Source organism: Streptomyces sp. NH27, from assembly GCF_056859195.1.
Window position 1 is genome coordinate 1 of the sequence record NZ_JACEGK010000064.1, and the last position, 20791, is coordinate 20791.

Sequence of the window (20791 nt, forward strand, 5' to 3'; positions counted from 1 at the left end):
CCTCACGCAGTTGCTCGCCGCGCGGGAAGCGCTCGCGCGGCGGGAGGTCGGGTGCGGCGGGACGGGACGCGCGCAACCCGGTGCGCCACTCGTGCACCCAGGGCACGGTGTCGTCGAGCCCGTTCCACACCACGCTCAGCCGCCCGCCGGGTCGCAGCACCCGGGCGATCTCCGGCACCGCCCGCTCGGTGTCGAACCAGTGCCACGCCGAGGAGACCACGACCGCGTCGAGGGTGCCGTCCGGCAGCGGGATGGTCTCCGCGGTGCCGTCGAGCGCGGTCACCCCCGGGTTCCGCGCCGCGAGCACCGCCCGCATCCGGTCGTCCGGTTCGACCGCGATCACCTCGGGCACCCGCTCGGCGAGCAGCCCGGTCAACGTGCCGGCCCCGGCGGCCAGATCGAGCACCCGCGCGGCGCCCTCGGGCACCAGCCAGTCCACGGCCGCGTCACATGGCGCCGGCCGCAACCGCCCGTACTCCGCGGCGATCGATCCGAACACGGTGGCCCGGTCGTTCGCCTCGCCGGCCTTGCTCGCGTCCTCGTCGGCCATGCCCGGCAACTCCTCCGCCTCGCGATTTCCGTTCAGTGACCGAGCGTAGGCGATCGAGTTGGCGCCCCTCTGCCCGGACCCTACCGGCTCGGCCCACGCCCCGGTTCGTAGCGCCGGGGCGCGGGCTCGTACCGTCGAAGTCCGACCGGCAAGGGGCCCGGCGGGGGTCACAACACCTTGAGGATGTCCTCCACCCGCTCCTTCGCGTCGCCGAAGAGCATCTGGGTGTTCTCCCGGAAGAACAGCGGGTTCTGCACGCCCGCGTAGCCGGTGTTCATCGAGCGCTTGAAGACCACCACGTTCTCCGCCTCCCACACCCGCAGCACCGGCATGCCCGCGATCGGGCTGGCCGGGTCCTCGGCAGCGGCCGGGTTGACGGTGTCGTTCGCGCCGATCACCAACACCACGGTGGTCGCCGCGAGGTCGTCGTTGATCTCGTCCATCTCCAGGACGATGTCGTACGGCACCTTGGCCTCGGCGAGCAGTACGTTCATATGGCCCGGAAGTCGCCCCGCCACCGGGTGGATGCCGAAGCGGACCTCCACCCCGCGCTCGCGCAGCCGCCGGGTGAGGTCGGCGACCGGGTACTGGGCCTGGGCGACCGCCATGCCGTACCCCGGGGTGATCACCACCGACGAGGCGGAGCGCAGCAGTTCCGCGGTGTCCTCGGCGTTGATCTCGCGGTGCTCGCCGTACTCCTTGTCGTCCGAGGGGGCCGCCGCCATGCCGAAGCCGCCGGCGATCACCGACAGGAAGGACCGGTTCATCGCGGTGCACATGATGTACGACAGGTACGCACCGGAGGAGCCGACCAGCGCGCCGGTGACGATCAGCAGGTTGTTGTCGAGGAGGAAACCGGACGCGGCCGCCGCCCAGCCGGAGTAGCTGTTGAGCATGGAGACCACCACCGGCATGTCGCCGCCGCCGATGGACGCGACCAGGTGCAGCCCGAGCGCGAGGGCGACCACGGTGACCGCGATCAGCAGGCCGATGTTCGGCGACGCCACGAACGCGGCGGTCAGCCCGACGAAGGCGACCAGGGCACCGACGTTGAGGTAGTTGCGGCCCGGCAGCATCAGCGGGCTGGACTTGATCCGCGCGGACAGCTTCAGGAACGCGATGATCGAGCCGGTGAAGGTGACCGCTCCGATGAAGATGCCGATGAACACCTCGGCGTGGTGGATGCCGAGCAGATCGTGCGCGATCGCGGTCTGGCCGCTGCCCTTGGCCTCCACTTCGAGATAGCCGTCCCAGCCGACGAGGACCGCGGCCAGGCCGACGAAACTGTGCAGTATCGCGATGAGTTCCGGCATCCCGGTCATCTCGACCTGGCGGGCCCGCCACAGGCCGATCCCGGCGCCGATCACCATCGCGACGACCAGCAGGCCGATCCCGGTGGCGGCGATGCTGCGGGAGGCCAGGCCGATGGTCGCGGCGAGCGCGATCGCCATGCCGGAGATGCCGAACACCACGCCGGAGCGGGAGGTTTCGTGCCTGGACAGCCCGGCCAGGCTGAGGATGAACAGCAGGGCCGCGACGATGTAGGCCGCCTGCGCGGCGGTCGATGCAGTCATCGCGGCCTCAGTCCTTGGAGAACATGCCGAGCATGCGGCGGGTCACGGCGAATCCGCCGAAGATGTTGATGGACGCCAGCAGGATCGCCACGAACGACAGCACCGTCACCGCCGTGTGCGCGTGCCCGATCTGGAGCAGCGCGCCGACCACGATGATCCCGGAGATCGCGTTGGTCACCGACATCAGCGGGGTGTGCAGGGCGTGGTGCACATGCCCGATCACGTAGTAGCCGATCACGATGGCCAGCACGAACACGGTGAGGTTGCCGATGAGTTGGGCGGGGGCGAAACCGGCGAGCACGAACAGCACGGCCGCGGCCGCGCCGACCATGGTGTAGCGGCGGCCCGCACTGGCCGGCCGTTTCGCCGCCTTGCCCGCGGGTGGGGTCGGTGGCGCGGCGCCGGCCGCCGGCGCGGGTGCCGCCGAGACCTGCACCGGCGGTGGCGGCCAGGTCTTCTCGCCGTCGCGCACCACGGTCACCGAGCGCTGCACCACGTCGTCGAAGTCGAGCACCACCTGCCCGTCCTTGCCGGGGGTGAGCAGCTTCAGCAGGTTCACCAGGTTCGTGCCGTAGAGCTGCGACGCCTGGGTGGGCAGCCGACCGGCCAGGTCGGTGTAGCCGACGATCGACACCTGGTTGGGGGTGACGACCACCTCCCCGGCGACCGTACCCGCCACGTTGCCGCCCTGCGCGGCCGCCATGTCGACCACGACGCTGCCCGGCCGCATGCTCGCCACCATCTCCTCGGTGATCAGCAGCGGCGCCGGGCGGCCGGGGATCAGCGCGGTGGTGATGATGATGTCGACGTCCGCGGCCTGCTGGGCGTACAGCGCGGCTGCGCGGGTGTTGTAGTCGTCCGACATCTGCTTCGCATAGCCGGTGGCGCTCACCTCGGCCTCCGCCGACTCGACCGAAAGGTACTCGCCGCCCAGCGACTTGACCTGGTCGGCGACCTCCGGCCGCGGGTCGGTGGCGCGCACCACCGCGCCCAGACTGCCCGCCGCGCCGATCGCCGCGAGACCGGCCACGCCCGCGCCCGCGATGAGCACCTTCGCCGGCGGCACCTTGCCGGCCGCGGTGACCTGGCCGGTGAAGAACCGTCCGAAGAGGTGGGCCGCCTCCACCACCGCCCGGTACCCGGCGATGTTCGCCATCGAGCTGAGCACGTCGAGCGACTGGGCCCGGGAGATGCGCGGCACCGCGTCCATGGACAGCGCGGTGACCGGCCGTTCGGCGAGCGCGTCGACCAGTTCGGGGTGGGTGGCCGGGGCGAGCAGCGCGACCAACACGGCACCGTCGCGGAGCAGCCCGATCTCCTCCGTCGAGGGCGCGTTCACCGCCAGCACCACGTCGGCGCCCCACACGCGAACCCGGTCGCCGATCGCCGCCCCGGCGTCCTCGTACGCCTCGTCCGACAGGCTCGCGCCGTGCCCCGCCCCGGCCTCCACCACCACCTCGTAGCCGAGCCCGCGTAGTTGCTTCACGGTCGCCGGGGTGGCCGCGACCCGCGTCTCCCCGGGTTGCGACTCCGACACGACCCCCACGACACCCACAGGTTGCGCAGACTGACTCATATTGGTCCCTTCTGGCCTGGACGGGTTCGGTTACGCAGCCTGCCATGCATTACCAGATGGGCATTGTTCATTCGCGATCGGTACCGACAACTTGGCCACGCCTTTCGCGGCCAACACGAAGGCGCCGCCGGCCCGTTCCCCGTGGTGGGGTGCGGACCGGCGGCGCGCCGGTACGGAAGGAAGCGGTCGTGTCAACGGCGTCAGCGGCGTCAGTCGAGTCAGCCACGCCCGTCGGGTCGGCCCGTCGGCCGGGTCAGTCGCCGGCGGGGCGGGATCGACCGGGGACGAAGTGGAAGGTCAGCCGCTGACGAAGTCCAGCAGTGCCGGGTTGACGACCTCGGGGTGGGTCCAGGCGATGTTGTGCGGGCCGCCCTCCACCGTGACGAAGGTGAGGTCCTTGATCAGGCCGGGCAGCCGTTTCGCGGTCGACTCGTACGGCAGGATGCGGTCGGCGTCGCCGTGCAGCAGCAGCGTCGGCACGTCGATCTTCGGCAGGTCGGCGCGGAAGTCGGTGAGCCAGGTGTCGACGCAGGCGTGAGCGGCGTACGCCGAGGCGCCGACCGCGACGTTGAAGCTGTTGTTCCATGCCTGGTCGCTGATCCGGGTGCCGCGGTACATGTCGATGTTGTAGAAGTTGTCGAGGAAGTCCTTGAAGTACGCCGGTCGGTCGGCGATCACGGCCGACTTGATGCCGTCGAAGACCGCCTGGTCCACGCCTTCGGGGTTGTCGTCGGTCTTGAGCAGGTACGGCGGGATCGCGCCCAGCAGCACCGCCTTGGCCACCCGCCCGGAGCCGTACCTGCCCAGGTAGCGGGTCACCTCGCCGGTGCCCATCGAGAACCCGCACAGCACCACGTCGTGCAGGTCGAGGTGGTCCAGCAGCGCCTTGAGGTCGGCGGCGAACGTGTCGTAGTCGTACCCGATGACCGGCTGCGAGGATCGGCCGAAGCCGCGCCGGTCGTAGCTGATCACCCGGAATCCGGCCGCCAGGAGCACCCGCTCCTGCTTCTCCCACGACTGGGCGTCGAGCGGGTAGCCGTGGATCAGCACGACGGGGCGGCCGCTGCCGTGATCCTCGTAGCGGATGTCGATCGGCGCGGTGTTCTCCTGGCCCACGGTGACGAATGCCATGTCGCGTGTCTCCTGCGCTTCGGAATCACGGAATCTCCAGTCAACACCTGCCCCGCCCGGCCCGCATGTGGATCACCGGCCGGGCGCGCCGGGAGTGGCCTGTATCCGATCGCGCCGGGTGAGCGCTACCATTCGTTGCAGGTCATTCGGGCAAGGGGCCCGGGAGTGGTTGCTGGGGGTTTGGCATGGTTGCCGGTCGGGTTGTTCGGTTCGACGGTGCTCGCGGTTACGGGTTCATTGCGCCGGAAACCGGTGGTGAGGACGTGTTCCTGCACGTCAACGATCTGTTGATTCCGGAGTCCTTCGTGCGCTCCGGTGTCGCGGTCGAGTTCGAGGTCGAGGACGGTGACCGGGGGCTGAAGGCGTCCTCCGTCCGCCTCGCCCATGGCGCCGAGGGTGCGCCCGGGGGTGTCACCACCTCGCGCGGCCCCGCGGTCTCCTCGGCTCCCCGCTCTTCGGGCGGCATCGACCTCGACGACCCCATGTGCGATGTCCTCAGCGAGTACGAATACACCCGCGAGTGCACCGAACTCCTCCTCAAGACGGCCCCCTGGATGACGGGCGAGCAGATCATCCTCATCCGCCAGCAGTTGGCCCGCTTCGGCAAGAGCCACGGCTGGATCGAGGACTAGGGCAGCAGAGGCGCAGGGCAGGGCTGCAAGTCGGGCGGCAACTGCCGCGGCGGGCTGCCGTATCGGGCGCGCGGGCGTGTACCCGTGCCCCGGGAGCGGGCAGCGCTGCCGCGGCGGACTGCCGGGTGCCCTGCGATGAACTGCCGGGCGGCCCTAGGTGAGTCGGAAGCGGGTCTGGGCGTAGGTCCCGCCCTTGCGGAACGCGAAGACCGTCGCCGGCGCCACCTCGAACACCGGCACCGTGCCCTGCGCCGCCGCGCCGTCCGGACCTGCGTGCCGGAAGCCGTCGTCCAGAGCCACGAACCGCCACTCCTCGCCGTACTTCGCCACCCACGCCGCCGCCAGCTCCGCAAGGCGCTGTTGCCCGGTGACGCGCACGGCGCGGCCCTCCACGGCCACGTCGAGGCCGTCCTTGAGCGCGCTGCCCCCGGTGGCGAGGACCACCTCGGGGTGCACCGTGAGGTTGCGCGCCTTCTGCTCGCTCTCGCCCGTGCAGAAGTACAGCGCCTCGCGGTACCAGATCGCGATCAGCGGGGTGAGGTGCGGGCGGCCGTCGGCCCGTACGGTCGTCAGCCAGTACGTGCCCGCGCCGGAGAGCACCTCGCCGACCTCCGCCCACGTGCTCGGCTCCGCCGCCGGATCGCTGAACCGCCGGTCCAGCACGCCGACTCCAGCACCCGCGCCCTGATGCTCCGCTCCCATGCCGCCACCTCCGCTGCCGCGTCCGTCCTGACTGCTCTCCCGCCAGCATGACGCATCCCACCGACAACGCCGCGGATGCCACGAACGCCATGAACGCCGCGAACACCTCGAACGGTGGGAAATCGCGGACCGGTTACGCCGTCACTCCGCGATGCCCCGGGTCAGCAGCACGACCGTCACGAACGTCCGGTACAGCCGTACCGGGTCCTGGTCGGTGAGGGTGACCGTGAGCGGGTCGGCCGGGTCGAGTTCGACACCGGTGATCCAGGTGGCCATCTCCGCGAGGTCGGGGTTGCGCATGCGGACGGTGAGCGTCGCGGGCAGCTCGATCGCCGGGAGGGACGCCGAGGGGAGGGTCTGCACGGCACGGCGGGCGGCCGAGCGGATCACCTCGCGCGCCTCCTCGGGATGCATGCTGTCGGCGGAGAACCGGGACACGGACGACTTCACGACGGCGCCGACCGCGTCCGGGCAGAAGGGGCGCAACTCGGCCGCGGTGGTGTCGTCGCCGGTGATCAGGACGACCGGCACGCCGTGGCCGAGGGCGACCAGCGCGTTGATGCCGCTCTCGCCCGCGACCACGCCGTTGAGTCGGACCTCGGCGATCGCGGCCGGGTTGTAGGTGTGCGACAAAGTGGCGGGCGAGCTGGACATGGAGCCGTGGTAGGAGACGAAGAAGACCGCGTCGAACGTGTCGTCCAGACCCTGCATCATGTACAGCGGCTTGTGCCGTCCGGACAGGTAACGGGCCCGGCCGGCCAGCGCGTCGGGGCGCAGGTTGGACATCGTGGAGTGCGAGTCGTTGACGAGGAACGCGGTCGCGCCGCCGGCCGCGGCGCCCTCGATCGCGGCGTTGACCTCCTCCTGCAGGAGGGTGCGGTAGTACGCGTACTCGGGCTGGCCGTGCCGGCACTGCGACCAGTCGACGACTCCGGCGGTGCCCTCCATGTCGGAGGACAGGAAGATCTTCACAGCAGGCTCCTCACGGCACTCACGGCAGCACGTACGGCACTCACGGTTCTCGCAGCATCCACGGCGTCCATGGCATCCACCGCATTCACGGCTCGCGCTGCCCTCCTGGCCCTCCCGGCGCGCACGCCTTGCCCGCCTCGTACGGCTCGCACGCCTCTCCCGCCTCGCGCCGTACTCACAGCACGATTCTCGGGCGGAACTCCGGCTCGGTGGACGCGTCGGTCATCAGACCGTAGACGCTGCCCTGCTGGCCGGCCGCGCCTCCGTGCCGCCCGTCGGGGGTCATCGCCAGCGCGCGCAACTCCGCGCGGAAGTCGTCCGGCAGGGTGGCGGCATCGGCGAGCGCGGCGCGGCACGCGTCGGACGGCTCCTGCCCGGCGGACAGCAGTTCCACGATGGTGCGGGCGGTGCCGCCGCGCATGCTCAGCTCGCCGCGGCCGGTGCACGCGGCGCCGCCGGCCCGCAGGTCGCACCAGTTGCCGGCGCCGGGCAGCGCCGAGTCGCCGACCCGGCCGGGGTACTTGTAGGGGTAGCCGGAGGTGGACACGCCCACGCACATCTCGCCGGTGGCGTCGAGAGCGATGATGTTGATGGTGCCCCAGGGGCCGTCGTGCGGGGCGAGCCGGCGGATCAGCGCGAGGGCGCTCTCCCGGTAGCGGGCGTCGCCGTCGGTGGCGGCGGTGTTCTCGCCCTCGACCGACTCGCGGGAGTCGGCGACCTGCTTGCGCCACAGCTCGCGGGACTCGTCGGTGATCAGGTCGGCGGTGGTGAAGCCGCACTCCTCGGCGAACAGCGCGGCGCCCTCGCCCACCAGCAGGCTGTGCTGGGGCAGCTTCTCCAGGACCGCGCGGGCCACCGAGATCGGGTTCGGGTAGCCCTTCAGCGCGCCCACCGCGCCGAACTGCCGGCCGGAGCCGAGCATCAGGGAGGCGTCCAACTCGACCTCGCCGCGGGCGTTGGGCAGGCCCGCGGTGCCGACGTAGTGGTCGGCGGGGTTGTCCTCGCAGCGCCGCATCGCGGCCTCCACGGCGTCCAGTGCCGAGCCGCCGCGGCGCAGCACCTCCATCCCGGTCGCAAGTCCCGCTTCGCTGCGTTCGCTGCCGATGATCGTCGCTTCCGCCACGTGTCCTCCTGATCCGAGTTCGCCGGCGCAGTCTTGCACTCGTTGACCTGGGACGGGCAACCGGGGGCCGCGGTTCCGCCGCGGCTGCGCCCGCACGGGTCAGGGCTGCTCCCGGCCGGGGGTGCGGCCGTCGCCTGCCAGGAGTCACGGCTGCGCCGGCCCGGGGGTCACGGCTGTGCCCGCAGGGGTGCGGGATACGGAAGAGAGACTGACGCCGAACTTCTTGCGCTTCATCTGTCAAATATTTCGCCTGATGCGCGATCTATTGCGCCTGTGTGTTCGCGTCGTTACGATCCCCGCACCAGCCGCCGGGCCGGTCCAGATCCGCGTAACAGCCCTGCGGTTGCCGGAGTTCGACAACCGACCGGAGGAGTCCAGATGGGTGTCACACGCAGGGTCTTCCTGCAGGCCGCGGTGGCCGCCACCGCGACAGGAACCGCCGTCCTCACGCAGACCGCGACCGCGGGGGCCGCGTCGGCGGTCAGCGGCCCCGGCGACGTGGTCGGGAAGGTGACCGTCGGCTATCAGGGCTGGTTCGCGTGCATCGGCGACGGCGCGCCGATCAACGCCTGGTGGCACTGGAGCGCGAACAGCGCGTCGGCGCCGTCGCCGTCGAACACCGGGATCGTGGCGTGGCCGGACGTACGCGACTACGCCCACACGTACCAGACCGGCTACGCGGCGCTCGGCAACGGCCAGCCGGCCACGCTGTTCTCGTCGTACGACCAGCAGACCGTCGACACGCACTTCCTGTGGCTGCAGGAGAACGGCATCGACGTCGCCGCGCTCCAGCGCTTCAACCCCAACGGCAGCGAGGGCCCGACCCGCGACGACATGGCGGCGAAGGTGCGCAGTTCCGCCGAGAAGTACGGGCGGAAGTTCTACATCATGTACGACGTCTCCGACTGGACGAACATGCAGTCGGAGATCAAGACCGACTGGACCAGCAAGATGCACGCCCACACCGCGAGTTCGGCGTACGCGGTGCAGAACGGCAAGCCGGTGGTGTGCGTGTGGGGCTTCGGCTTCGCCGACAACCAGCGGCCGTTCGCCGCCGACGCCTGCCTGGACGTCGTCAACTGGTTCAAGAGCCAGGGCTGTTACGTGATCGGCGGGGTGCCGACGTGGTGGCGCACCGGGGACCGCGACTCGCGCCCCGGCTTCACGGACGTGTACCACGCGTTCGACATGCTCTCGCCGTGGATGGTGGGCCGGATCGGCAACGTGTCGGACGCCGACAACTTCTACAACGTGGCGACGGTGCCGGACCTCGCGGAGTGCGCCACCTACGGCATCGACTACCAACCCTGCGTGCTGCCCGGTGCGGTGACGTTGCGTCAGCGCGCACACGGCGACTTCATGTGGCGGCAGTTCTACAACACGGTCCGGGCCGGCGTGCAGAGCGTCTACATCTCGATGTTCGACGAGTTCAACGAGGGCAACCAGATCGCCAAGACCGCCGAGAGCCAGGCATGGCTGCCGACGAACTCCGGCTTCCTGGCGCTCGACGAGGACGGCACGGCCTGCTCTTCGGACTACTACCTGCGGCTGACCGGCGACGGCGGCCGCATGCTCAAGGGTCAGATCGCCCTCACCGCCACCCGACCCACCCAGCCGGTGGCCGGCGGGAGCACCACGCCCCCACCCACCGGGGACCTCGCCCTGAACCGGTCCACGTCGGAGAGCAGCCACACCCAGTCCTACGGTTCCGGCAACGCCACCGACGGCGATCCCAACTCCTACTGGGAGTCGGCCGACAACGCCTTCCCGCAGTGGCTCCAGGTCGATCTGGGCGCCGCGACCGCGGTCGAGCGGCTCGTGCTCAACCTGCCACCCGCCACCGCCTGGGCCACCCGCACCCAGACGCTCTTCGTGCAGGGCAGCACCGACGGCAGCGGCTTCACCCAACTCGCCGCCTCCGCCGGCTACACGTTCGACCCGGCCACAGGCAACGCCGCGACCGTCGCCCTGCCGGCCGCGGTCACCACCCGCTACGTGCGGCTGAACTTCACCGCCAACACCGGCTGGCCGGCCGCGCAACTCTCCGAGCTCCAGGTCTTCGCGAGCTGAGCTGGTGCCGTGGCCGGCGAGTTGGTGCCGTGGCCGCGCGTCGTCCGGGCGGTCGCCGACCCTTCCCCGTGCGGCCGCCCGGACTGCCCCCGGCCGGGTCGGAGTCAACGCCTGGCCGGGGGCGCCCATTTAAGGGGCGCCCCCTCACATCACTCGGCTCGATCATGGGCATACTCCGCCAGACATCGGATGTCACGCTGGAGATTGCAGCCGGCGGACTGCTGTCAGAACCCTTGAATACATTAATTCGTAGTTTTATGTTGCTCCTGCGTGTCTGCCAGGAACCCCGTCTGCCGCAGAACATCACAGGAGGAACACCCTTCATGACCGCCCCTCAGCCCGTACCTGCTCAGCGGCCCAGTCGTCGGAGCTTTCTCGCCCTGGCCGGTGCCGGCACCGCCGGCTCGCTCGCCGCATTCGCCGGGCTGCCGGCCTTCACCGCCGCCGCCGCGGAACCCCAGCGGCCCACCGCCGATCCCCGCACGGACGACGCGGCCGCCGTACGCCTGTGGTACACCGCCCCGGCGTCGGCCGACGCGATGATCCAGCAGGGCCTGCCGGTCGGCAACGGGCGGATCGGCGCGCTCGTCAGCGGCGACCCCGCCGACGAAGCGCTCTACATCACCGACAGCACCCTGTGGACCGGCACCCGCAACGACGTCCTCGACGATGACGGCCAGTTCCCCTACGAGCAGGTCGAGTTCGGATCCCTCACCCAACTCGCCCACCTCTCCGTGCAGATCCCCGCCCACACCGCGGACTCCGTCACGGACTACCGCCGCACCCTGGACCTGAGCAACGGCCTGGTCACCGCCACCTACCGGCAGGGCGGCGCCACTTACACCCGCGAGGTCTACGCCAGCCACCCCGACGACGTGATCGTGCTCCACCTGTCCAGCACCGCGGGTGGCAGCCACACCGGCCGGATCGTCCTGGCCGGCACCCATGACGAGACCCCGGCCGGTGACGCGGGCGACGGCACCCTGTCCTTCGCCGCCGCCTTCGACAACGACCTGCGCTACTCCGCCGCCGTCACCGCCACCAGCGGCACCGGAACCGTCGATGTCACCGCCTCCGCCATCGAGTTCACCGGCTGCGCCGACCTCACCGTGGTGTTCAGCGGCGGCACCGACTACGCCCCGGACGCCGCCCGCGGCTACCGCGCCCCCGGCCTCGACCCGCGCGCCCTCGCGCGTACCAAGGCCCGCGCCGCGCTCCGGCACAGCCCCGCCGTCCTGCGCGGCACCCATGTCGCCGACTACCGGCGCCTGTTCGACGCGATGACGCTGTCACTGGGCACCTCCACCGACCAGCAGAAGCAGGCCGACACCTGGACCCGGTTGCAGGCCCGCGCCGCGGACGGCGCCGCGCCCGACCCGGAACTCGAAGCGTCCTACCTCCAGTTCGGCCGCTACCTGATGATCTGCGGCTCCCGCGACAGCGTCCCGATGGGCCTGCAGTCGCTGTGGCTGGACGTCAACGACCCGGCCTGGATGGGCGACTACCACACCGACATCAACCTCCAGATGAACTACTGGATGGCCGATCGCACCGCCCTGCCCGGCTGCTTCGACGCCTTCACCGACTACTGCGTCGCCCAGCTCCCGTCCTGGACGCAGAACACCGGCAAGCTCTTCAACGACCCCCGCAACCGCTTCCGCAACTCCTCCGGCAAGGTCGCCGGTTGGACGGTCGCGTTCTCCACCAACATCCACGGCGGCTCCGGCTGGTGGTGGCACCCCGCGGCCAACGCCTGGATCGCCAACTCCCTTTTCGAGCACTACGAGTACACCCAGGACGCCCGCACCCTGGCCCGGATCTACCCGCTGCTCAAGGGCGCCTGCGAGTTCTGGCAGGCCCGGCTGGTGTCCATGACCGTCACCGACCCCGCCACCGGCGAGGACCGCGAGGTCCTCGTCGACGACAAGGACTGGTCGCCCGAGCAGGGCCCGCAGGACGGCATCGGCAACACCTACTCCCAAGAACTGGTCTGGGCACTGTTCGGCAACTACCGCACCGCCGCCCAGGTCCTCGGCAAGGACGCCGGCTTCGCCCGCACCATCGGCGGCCTGCGCGACCGGCTCTACCTGCCGCGGATCAGCCCCGCCAACGGCTGGCTGGAGGAGTGGATGTCGCCGGACAACCTCGGCGAGGACCAGCACCGCCACCTCTCGCCGCTGATCGGGTTCTTCCCCGGTGACCGCATCACCCTCGACTCCTCGCCGGCCGACCTCGTCGCCGCCGTCCGCGCGCTGCTCACCGCCCGCGGCATGGACAGCTACGGCTGGGCCAACGCCTGGCGCGCCCTGTGCTGGGCCCGGCTGCACGACGCGGAGAAGGCGTACCAGCTGGTCACCACCAACCTGCGGCCCTCCACCGCGGACAGCAACGGCTCCGCGCTCAACTTCTTCGACATCTACCAGCTCGGGCAGGACAGCAGCGTCTTCCAGATCGACGCCAACTTCGGTACGCCGTCGGCGATGGTGGAGATGCTGGTGTACTCCCGGCCGGGCCGGATCGAGTTGCTGCCCGCGCTGCCGAAGGCGTGGGCGGCCGGCGGCCACATCACCGGCGTCGGCGCCCGCGGCGGCTTCACCGTGGACCTGACCTGGCGCGACGGGCGGGTGCGGCAGGCCGTGATCCACAGCGTCGGCGGCCACAGCACCGAGGTGGTGGCGGGCAGCACGGTGCGCACGGTGCGTACGGCGCCGGGCCGCAGCGTGACGCTGCGATTCTGAGAGCCCGAGCCGTACGGCTCAGCTCTTGCCGATCACCGCGAACATCAGCCACAGGAAGAACGCCAGGAAGTGCGCCACCGCGACGTACACCAGGACGCGCAGGATCACCGCGCGCTCCTTGTGCTTCTCGGTGCTGTCGAGGGCCGGCACGACCACGACGACGGGCACGGGCTGCGGCGCGGAAGCGGCCGGTGCGGTGGCGGCTGCCGGATCGGGGACGGTCTGCGGTCCGGAACCGGTCTGCGCCGTCGGGTCGGACTCCGGCGCGGGGTGGGCGCGCGGCTCGGCGGGGTTCGTGGTCATGAACGGCCTCCTCGGGGGTCGGCGGGCTCGCGCGGCACGACGCACAGCGCCGACGTCTCGCTCTGGACAAGTGTGTGGAGGAAGAGCAGATCGACCCCGTCCGGGCCGCCGGCCGCCAGCCGGTGCGGCACGAGCGAGTCGAAGTGCGCGGAGTCCCCGACGGCCAGCGTGTGCGAGCGGTCGCCGAGTGAGAGTTCGAGCACCCCGGCGGTGACGTAGAGCCACTCCTCGCCGGGGTGCACGCGGACCAGGCCGCCCTGGGCCCGGGCGGGCACGTGCACGCGCAGCGCCTGCATGGCCCGCCCGGTGCCGCCGGCCCGCCGGTACGTCCAGCCGCCGGCGGGCACCGCGGCCATCGAGGCGCCGCGTACGATGGGATCGGGCTCGGCCGCCGTCTCGCCCAGCAGGTCGGAGACGGTGGTGCCGTACAGGCGGGCGAGGCCGAGGAGCACCGGCAGCGACGGCTGGCGCAGGCCGGACTCCAGCCGGGACAGGTGTGCGGCCGACAGGTCGGTGCGGCGGGCCGCGGCCTCCAGGGTGAGGCCGCTAGCGCGTCGCCGGTCACGCAGCCGCGGGGCCAGCGCCTGTGCATCGGCGCCGGCCACAGCAGCGGCGGCGTCCGGGGTGTCGGTCGCGTCGTCCATGCACCCATGGAACAACATTTTGTGCCTCTGAGGCAAAAGCCTTGCCTCAGAGGCAAACCGCTCGGTGGACGCCCAGGCGGGCCGCCCGGTCGGTCCGGGGCTGTGCGAGCTGTCGGGAAGCGCCGTCGGGACCGCGGTCGGCTTCCGGCGGCCGGGCGGTGGTCTGCTGGGCGGTGGTCTGCTGGGCGTGCAGCCGCGCCGTGGACGCGGCGAGGGCCGACCCGGCGCGCGCGTCGAGGCGTCGATGCGCCGGGCCGCGGCGGACGGTCGTGTCAGGGGTCCGGCCGTCCGCCCCGGTCGCCGCGCCGACCGACCACGCCGCGTCGCCTGCGCCACCCGCACCGGTCGTCTAACTCGCTGGCGGCGGGGCGGGAACGTGGGAGCGCGTCCACGAAAATTTCTACGGCGGGGCGGCGGGGCCACCGTTAAGTTCCGGCAGGAGCGCGGCGGGTGGGGGACTTGCACCGGTTGCTCACCCGCTTGCGCCGTCGCACCGCTTACCGGCGTTCCACGACTGTGACCTGCGGCAGTGATGTCCGTGGAACGCCTGTCCGGTGACACTGAACCTTGACCGTTTGCCACTGAACTTTGATCATCTCGGGTGACTACTCGTAGACGGTGGCCGCACCGATCACGACGCGAAGTAGCCCCACTGAGCAGGAGCTCTCCGCGGTGGTGCTCAGCGGCGACAACTGCATCGCTGGTGTCCCGTCTCTGTTGATCTGGTCCCTGTCTCAGTTGGTCGGGTCCGATTCGCTCGTTGTCTCAGAAGATCTGGTTCGCCAGGTTGTTTGAGGAGATCTGTCACTCTTTCGAGTGGCACCTCTCGTCCCTGGGACACGGGGCTCCACTGCAGTTCCACGCTCGTAGTACGGGGACGGAACGCGGCTGGCGGAGGTGCACGTGGGCGAGGCAGCTGCCGCTGCGTCTTCTTTGGGGTACGCGGCGGATGTCGATGTGGGATTCGTCGATGCTGATGGTGTCGAGCGTCTTGGTTCACTGGACCGGCACTGGGATGAACCCTTCGAATTCGCCTTGCCAGTCCGGCCGTTCACCTCCTTCAAGGGGCAGAAGAACTTCACGGGCGAGTACTGGGCAGCGACGTCGCGGGCCCAGGTGGGCTACGAGTCATGGGTCGAGCGGGATGCGGCGGTGGCCCTGGACTTCGACCCTGCCGTCGTCGCTCTGGCGTCTCAGCCCTTCCAGTTGGCCTGGACGGACGGCCGGCGAGAACGCGAGCACACCCCGGACTACTTCGCCCGGCTCGAGGACGGCACAGGTGTCGTCGTGGACGTCCGTCCTCGGGACCTAGTCGATGAGGACACCGCTGAGGTCTTCGCGTTCACCGCGCGAGTATGCATGGCGGTGGGCTGGCAGTTCCGCCATGTCGGCGACCTGGACCAGCCCTATCGCGTGAACTTGCGCTGGCTGGCCCGCTACCGCCACCGCCGCTGTTTTAAGGCACCGGTGGCGGATGAGTTGAGGGAGGTGTTCGCCGAGCCGCAGCCGCTGTTCGCCGGGGCTGACCGGGTCGGGGACCGCCTGGCTGTGCTGCCGGTGCTCTATCACCTGCTCTGGCGCCATGAACTGCTCACCGACCTGACCTCGGCCCCGCTGGGCGGCGACTCGTCGGTCCAGCTGGCGGCCCGGGGGCGGGCGTGATGTCCGCGCGACCGGGACGGCTTCGGCTGGGTGACCGGGTCCGTTTCCAGGAGCACACCTATACCGTCGTCGGCCTGACCGGGATGCAGGTCCGACTGGCCGACACCCATGGCAGCGGCATGCTCGTGGATCAGGTCCATCTCCAGGCAGCCGGGGACTTCGCGGTGATCGGCGCCGGCGACCGCACCGCGCTGGCATCGGCCGCGCTGTTGGAACACCTGCCGGAGAAGGTCGCCGAGCGTGCACTGTGGTGGCAGCGGCACCTGGTCGAACTCCTCACCGGCCTGCCCCTGGATGCTCCCGCTGGGACCCGGCCTCGGCCGGAGTACGACCCGGCGAACTGCTCGCTGGCGGAACGCGAACGGGCCAAGGCCGCCGAACTGGCCGCGCTGGGCGAGGAGATCACCGCACGGACCGTCAAGCGCAAGCGGCAGCGTTACGAGGCAGGCGGCATCACGGCAGTCGTGGACCGTCGGCTCGCCCCGCACGCCACGCTGCTGGGCCGGGCCGATCCGCGCGTGGTGGCGGCGATCCGCCAGGCGATCAGCGAGAGCATCCCGGCCTCGACCCGCACGATCGAGCACGCACGCTGGCGGACCGAGCGGATCCTGGCCGCTGAGCACGGCGAGGGCACGGTGGAGATGCCGTCACGGGCCACGTTCTACCGGATCTTCGACAAGCTGTCGCACGGCGTCCACGTGACCGGGTCGGCCCGCACCCGCCGCTCACTCGCCGACCAGCCCGAGGGGCCGTTCCGCTACGAAAGCGTCGCGGCTCCGGGCGAGTTGATGCAGATTGACTCCACCCCGCTGGACGTGCTGGTGCGGCTGGATCGCGGTGTTCCCGGCCGGGTCGAGCTCACCGCCCTGGTCGACCTGGCCACCCGCACCATCGCGGCTGCGGTGGGACGGCCCACCACCAAGTCCGTGGACGCCTCGCTGCTGCTGGCCCGCACCCTGACCCCGGAGCCGATGCGGCCCGGCTGGGTCCAGGCGCTGGCGATGTCCCGCCCGGTGTTGCCGCACCGCCGACTGCTGTCCCTGGACGAGCGGCTGGAGCACGCCGCGGCCCGACCGGTCATCATCCCCGAGACCATCGTCTGCGACCGCGGCAAGGCGTTCATCTCCGAGAACTTCCGCTCCTCCTGCTGCGCCCTGGAGATCACTTTCCAGCCCTGCCACCCACGATCCCCGACGGAGAAGCCCCATATCGAACGCACACTCGAATCAGTGGCCACGATGTTCTGCCAGTTCCTCCCCGATCACCTGGGCCGCACTGCCGAACACCGCGGTCGCAACGTGGAGGACGAGCCGCTGTGGTCGATGCTGGAGATCCAGGAGCTTCTCGACGAATGGCTCGTTGCCAAGTGGCAAAACAGGCCCCATGACGGACTGCGCGACCCTGGCGTCCCAGGACGGACCTTCACGCCGAACCAGAAGTACGCCAGCCTCGTCGAGACCGCGGGCTACGTTCCGCTCGCCCTGAGCGGCGACGACTACGTGGAACTGCTGCCTGCGGCCTGGCGGGCCGTGAATTCCTACGGCATCAAGGTCAACAACCGGATCTACGACTGCCCCGACCTGGGGTCTTTCCGGCGCCAGCCCTCGGGTGTCACCCGCAAGAGGAACCTGTGGGAGATCCACCGAGACCCCTACGACGCCAACTGGATCTGGATGCGCAACCACTGGGAGACCGGCTGGATCGCCATCCCCTGGAAGCACCTGGGCAGCGTTCCGCAGCCCTTCGGCGATCTGGCCTGGGACCACGCCGCGGCCGACCTGCGTCGGGAGGGCAGGCCCAACCCCACCGAGGAAGAGATCGCTGGAGCGGTCGCCGCGCTGCTGATCAAGGCCAGTCAGGGGCCGGCCGATGCGGACGGGCCGTCGACGCGGATGTCCAAGCGCGACCGGCGCGTCGCCGCCCGGACCCGAGCTGCCGCCGAAAACCCCGGGCTGCGGCGTCCGCAGCCCGAAGCACTGGCCCGGCCCGATGCGGACGGCCCGCTCGCCGACGATGAGGAGGCGGTGGCCGGCACGGACGACGAGCCGATCGCGAAGGTCATCCCACTCGGAGTCTTCGACCCTTTCAAGGAGGCCGACATACGATGGTGACCGCGACCGGACCCGCCTCTGCCCAGCAACCGGACCCCGACCGCCGGCACAGTTGGCGACGCGCCCTGGACCGCGAGGACCTGCACCGCTACCTCACCACCCTGGAGGGCTGGCGGGAGTTCACCGTCCAAGATCCGATTCCGCCGGAACTACTTCCCGATCACGCGCTCGCCGACCTGGACGACGATGCCCGGGAGGACTACGACGACGGCCGACTCGACTACCACACACGTCTCACCGTCGCCGCGACCTCCACCTTGCGCACGGTCGTCACCTCGGGCAGGCGCCTGACCCTGCTCAACCGTCATGCGATCAGTGCCCGCCGGGGTCTGATCCTCTCCGGTCCGGCCGGGACCGGAAAGACCACCGCGCTCACCCAGTTCGGCAAGACCATCGAGGCCATCGACCGGCGTCGTCACCCTGGGGCCGACGATCGGATCCCGGTCGTCTACGTCACCGTCCCGCCCGCGGCGACCTCACGCATGCTGGCCGTCGAATTCGCCCGCTTCCTGGGCCTTCCCGTCACCACGCGCGCCAACATCACCGACGTCATCGAAGCCGTCTGCGGCGTCCTCATCGACGCGAGGGTGAGCGTTGTGTGTGTCGACGAACTGCACAATCTCTCGCTGGCAACCCGCAACGGAGCCGAGGTCTCCGACACCTTGAAGTACTTCTCCGAGCGCATCCCCGCGACCTTCGTCTATGCCGGAGTCGACCTGGAGGCCGGCGGACTCTTCAACGGAACCCGTGGCCGGCAGATCGCCGGACGCTTCGCGGTCATCGACACCGTCTCCTTTCCCCGCACCAAGGAATGGACCGGGCTGGTCAGCACCTTCGAAGACGCTCTCAGGCTCCATCGCCATCAGCCGAAGTCCCTGGAAGGGCTGGCCCATTACCTGCACGACCGGACCGGCGGAATGATCGGAAGCCTGTCCCACCTCATCCGCGGAGCCGCGATCGACGCCATCCTTGACGGCACCGAACAGATCACCCCCCTCTCTGTCAAAGTGTGATGAGTCGGGTAAAGTGGCCGTTTCATTCAGTCGAGGGCGGTGAAGGAGGATTGCCCGAAGTGGCCAGCAACAACGACCACCAGGCCCCGGATCCGCAGGTAGAGCCCCGTTCCACCGTGCCCCGCCGATACTCGGCGGCATACAAGGCGAAGATCCTCGCCGAGTACGAGACCTTGAACAAGCAGGACAAGGGCGCACTACTGCGCCGTGAGGGCCTGTACTCCTCGCTGATCACTATTTCCGACCTCGCGGCGTCTCAATTCTTCTGGTCGCCGCAGGTCACAGCTGTCACCACGGATCAGATCGTCAGATACGGGAAATTCCTGGCCTGTCTCAGCCGATCTGTTCCTGTTGGGCGGTGGTGGGGGCTGCAAGCGATCGTCTCTGTCACGGCCTACGATCGGGGCGACATCGACTTCGTCGACTCCAGAATGCGGTCGAGTGTCCGGCGCCCCATTCTGCTCATCGTCGGATTGCTCTCGACGTAGTACCAGACCAGACCCATCGCCTGTTCGAACGCCCATGCCTTGCCGCGCTCCCACTCCAGATCGTCGCAGGCCAGTGTCCGTCGGAGCACTTCCCGCGGGCCTGGCTGCAACAGGTGCCAGGCGCTGACCAGATCCAGCGCGGGGTCGGCCGGGCCGAAGCCGCCGGTGTCGAGTACGCCGCTGAGCCGGTCTCCCTCGACCAGTACGTTGCCGGGAATCAGGTCACCATGGCTCATGACGTCGGGACCGGTGCGTGGCAACTCCCGGAGGTGGCTCCACACTTGGCGCAGCCGGGGCACGTCGAGCAGCCCATTGCTCTCCTCGAAGCACTTCGCCATCCAGTCGTCGTGGTGAGCGAGAACGCCGCCACGATTTTCGCCGTTGAAGATCCGCCCCCGCGTCTCGGCGTCCCGCAGGGCTGCGATGAAGGCCGCAAGGTCCTCGGCGAAAGCGTCGGATCCACTCGGGTCGGCATCAGAGGCGACCGTTCCCGGCAGCCATGTCTGGACCGACCACGGCATTGGGTAACTCGCTCCAGGCTTTCCCAGGGCGACGGGTTCAGGGGCGGGGAACCGAGACACCTGTGCCAGCTCCGCGCTCGCCTGGGCTTCCTGTTCCAGAACAGCCAGCGCCTCGGCAGCATCGGTCAGACGCAGTGGGAAACGCGCAGAGAGGTCGTTCCCGATGCGGAAGATGGCGTTGACCGTCCCGGTCGACGACAGGAGTTGGATCGCCTTGCCGCTCCACTGAGGGAACTGTTCTTGGATCAAGGTCGCAACGATTTCGGTGGTCACGTCCACCTGGTCATCGTGCATGGTCATTCTCGCAGGCCCTTCCACTAGTCCAATTCGAAACGCCGGAAGCAGACCAGATCAACTGAGACAAGAGCCAGTATTCATACGCCAGGGTCCAGATCAACTGAGATTTTCTGCCACCCAGGTGTCTCAACCGTTCTGGTCACCCCAGGTCGCAGTCGCAGCTTCGGACCAGATCACTTGAGACGGGACATCCACCCATGGAATCGAACGGGGAATCGAACTAGGTTGGAGGGATGAGCGACGACCAGGACCCGAAGCGCGGCGAGGTGCGGCCGGCTGCGCTGCCGCAGGCAGATGGGCCCTGGTCGACGTCACCCTCCCGGACGGGCAGCACCTGTTCGCCGTCGTGAAATCCCGACGCAGGGAACCGGACGGCTGGTGGTACGACCTGCAAATCCACCTGCCCAGTCAGGGCAGCGACCGGGGCCGGCTCCTGGTCCTGCCTGCCCCGGCCGACTTCCGCGTCCCGGCCGCCCTGTGCGAGCCGGTCGACGGCCAGCCGTACGACGGCGGGGGACGCCGGGACCCCCGGGAAAGCGCGGGGGAGGCGGCTGCCGGGTGTGGGGAGCGGGCGCGGGGGAGTGCTCTCCTGGCCGTTCGTGCTGTCGGAAGAGCGCTCTCCCGCGGGTCTCGCGGGCGGATGGTCAGGTCTCGTCGACCTCGATGGCCCAGGAGGGGCAGTTG

The 20791-nt window shown here is 70.0% G+C and carries 17 protein-coding genes; 7 read left to right on the top strand and 10 right to left on the bottom strand.

Annotated features, from left to right (window positions below):
* The 4 genes from AC13HU_RS08155 to AC13HU_RS08170 all read right to left on the bottom strand — a co-directional run.
* The coding region (locus AC13HU_RS08155; protein WP_483041087.1) for a class I SAM-dependent methyltransferase at positions 1 to 550 on the bottom strand (550 nt) is incomplete at its 3' end.
* Positions 551 to 717: 167 nt separating this feature from the next.
* Complete coding sequence (pntB, locus tag AC13HU_RS08160; protein ID WP_483041088.1) at positions 718 to 2124, bottom strand: Re/Si-specific NAD(P)(+) transhydrogenase subunit beta; 1407 nt, start codon at positions 2122 to 2124, stop codon at positions 718 to 720.
* Between the two features lie 7 nt (positions 2125 to 2131).
* A complete protein-coding gene (locus tag AC13HU_RS08165; RefSeq protein ID WP_483041089.1) occupies positions 2132 to 3700 on the bottom strand; it encodes a Re/Si-specific NAD(P)(+) transhydrogenase subunit alpha in 1569 nt (522 codons plus the stop codon).
* 297 nt (positions 3701 to 3997) lie between these two features.
* The gene (locus AC13HU_RS08170) at positions 3998 to 4831 is read right to left on the bottom strand and encodes an alpha/beta fold hydrolase (RefSeq protein WP_483041090.1); all 834 of its coding nucleotides are present in this window, start codon (positions 4829 to 4831) and stop codon (positions 3998 to 4000) included.
* Positions 4832 to 5016: 185 nt separating this feature from the next.
* Here AC13HU_RS08170 and AC13HU_RS08175 point away from each other — a divergent pair, with 185 nt between their 5' ends.
* Positions 5017 to 5463 (top strand): cold-shock protein, encoded by a 447-nt coding sequence (locus tag AC13HU_RS08175; protein WP_483041091.1) that lies wholly within the window; start codon positions 5017 to 5019, stop codon positions 5461 to 5463.
* Positions 5464 to 5616: 153 nt separating this feature from the next.
* Here the strand turns inward: AC13HU_RS08175 and AC13HU_RS08180 are convergent, their stop codons facing one another.
* The 3 genes from AC13HU_RS08180 to AC13HU_RS08190 form a co-directional block, all read right to left on the bottom strand.
* The gene (locus AC13HU_RS08180) at positions 5617 to 6165 is read right to left on the bottom strand and encodes a pyridoxamine 5'-phosphate oxidase family protein (RefSeq protein ID WP_483041092.1); all 549 of its coding nucleotides are present in this window, start codon (positions 6163 to 6165) and stop codon (positions 5617 to 5619) included.
* 141 nt (positions 6166 to 6306) lie between these two features.
* Entirely contained in the window at positions 6307 to 7137 is an 831-nt protein-coding gene (locus AC13HU_RS08185) for a M55 family metallopeptidase (RefSeq protein ID WP_483041093.1), read from the bottom strand.
* 175 nt (positions 7138 to 7312) lie between these two features.
* Positions 7313 to 8260 (bottom strand): glycosylasparaginase, encoded by a 948-nt coding sequence (locus tag AC13HU_RS08190; protein WP_483041094.1) that lies wholly within the window; start codon positions 8258 to 8260, stop codon positions 7313 to 7315.
* A gap of 378 nt (positions 8261 to 8638) precedes the next feature.
* Here AC13HU_RS08190 and AC13HU_RS08195 point away from each other — a divergent pair, with 378 nt between their 5' ends.
* Both AC13HU_RS08195 and AC13HU_RS08200 read left to right on the top strand, forming a co-directional pair.
* Entirely contained in the window at positions 8639 to 10330 is a 1692-nt protein-coding gene (locus tag AC13HU_RS08195) for a glycoside hydrolase family 99 protein (protein WP_483041095.1), read from the top strand.
* Between the two features lie 323 nt (positions 10331 to 10653).
* Complete coding sequence (locus tag AC13HU_RS08200; RefSeq protein ID WP_483041096.1) at positions 10654 to 13068, top strand: glycoside hydrolase family 95 protein; 2415 nt, start codon at positions 10654 to 10656, stop codon at positions 13066 to 13068.
* A gap of 18 nt (positions 13069 to 13086) precedes the next feature.
* On the opposite strand, the gene AC13HU_RS08205 is transcribed toward AC13HU_RS08200, so the two are convergent.
* On the bottom strand, positions 13087 to 13371 hold the full coding sequence (locus tag AC13HU_RS08205; RefSeq protein ID WP_483041097.1) for a DUF6126 family protein: 285 nt from the start codon (positions 13369 to 13371) through the stop codon (positions 13087 to 13089).
* Positions 13368 to 14015, bottom strand: coding sequence for a helix-turn-helix domain-containing protein (locus tag AC13HU_RS08210; protein WP_483041098.1), 648 nt, complete (start codon positions 14013 to 14015; stop codon positions 13368 to 13370). Before AC13HU_RS08210 ends, AC13HU_RS08205 begins: the two co-directional genes overlap by 4 nt.
* A gap of 903 nt (positions 14016 to 14918) precedes the next feature.
* On the opposite strand from AC13HU_RS08210, the gene AC13HU_RS08215 reads away from it, so the two are divergent.
* From AC13HU_RS08215 to AC13HU_RS08230, 4 genes are read left to right on the top strand one after another with little or no spacing between them, the layout of a single operon-like run.
* Positions 14919 to 15677 carry a TnsA-like heteromeric transposase endonuclease subunit gene (locus AC13HU_RS08215; RefSeq protein WP_483041099.1) on the top strand — a complete coding sequence of 253 codons (759 nt, stop codon included), beginning with the start codon at positions 14919 to 14921 and terminating at the stop codon, positions 15675 to 15677.
* Entirely contained in the window at positions 15677 to 17788 is a 2112-nt protein-coding gene (locus tag AC13HU_RS08220) for a transposase family protein (RefSeq protein WP_483041100.1), read from the top strand. Before AC13HU_RS08215 ends, AC13HU_RS08220 begins: the two co-directional genes overlap by 1 nt.
* Positions 17782 to 18801 (top strand): TniB family NTP-binding protein, encoded by a 1020-nt coding sequence (locus AC13HU_RS08225; protein WP_483041101.1) that lies wholly within the window; start codon positions 17782 to 17784, stop codon positions 18799 to 18801. The genes AC13HU_RS08220 and AC13HU_RS08225 overlap by 7 nt, the downstream gene beginning before the upstream one ends.
* Positions 18802 to 18860: 59 nt before the next feature.
* A complete protein-coding gene (locus AC13HU_RS08230; RefSeq protein WP_483041103.1) occupies positions 18861 to 19289 on the top strand; it encodes a hypothetical protein in 429 nt (142 codons plus the stop codon).
* On the opposite strand, the gene AC13HU_RS08235 is transcribed toward AC13HU_RS08230, so the two are convergent.
* On the bottom strand, positions 19196 to 20110 hold the full coding sequence (locus tag AC13HU_RS08235; protein ID WP_483041102.1) for an aminoglycoside phosphotransferase family protein: 915 nt from the start codon (positions 20108 to 20110) through the stop codon (positions 19196 to 19198). The two genes, AC13HU_RS08230 and AC13HU_RS08235, sit on opposite strands and share 94 nt — an antisense overlap.
* Positions 20111 to 20791: the final 681 nt, after the last annotated feature.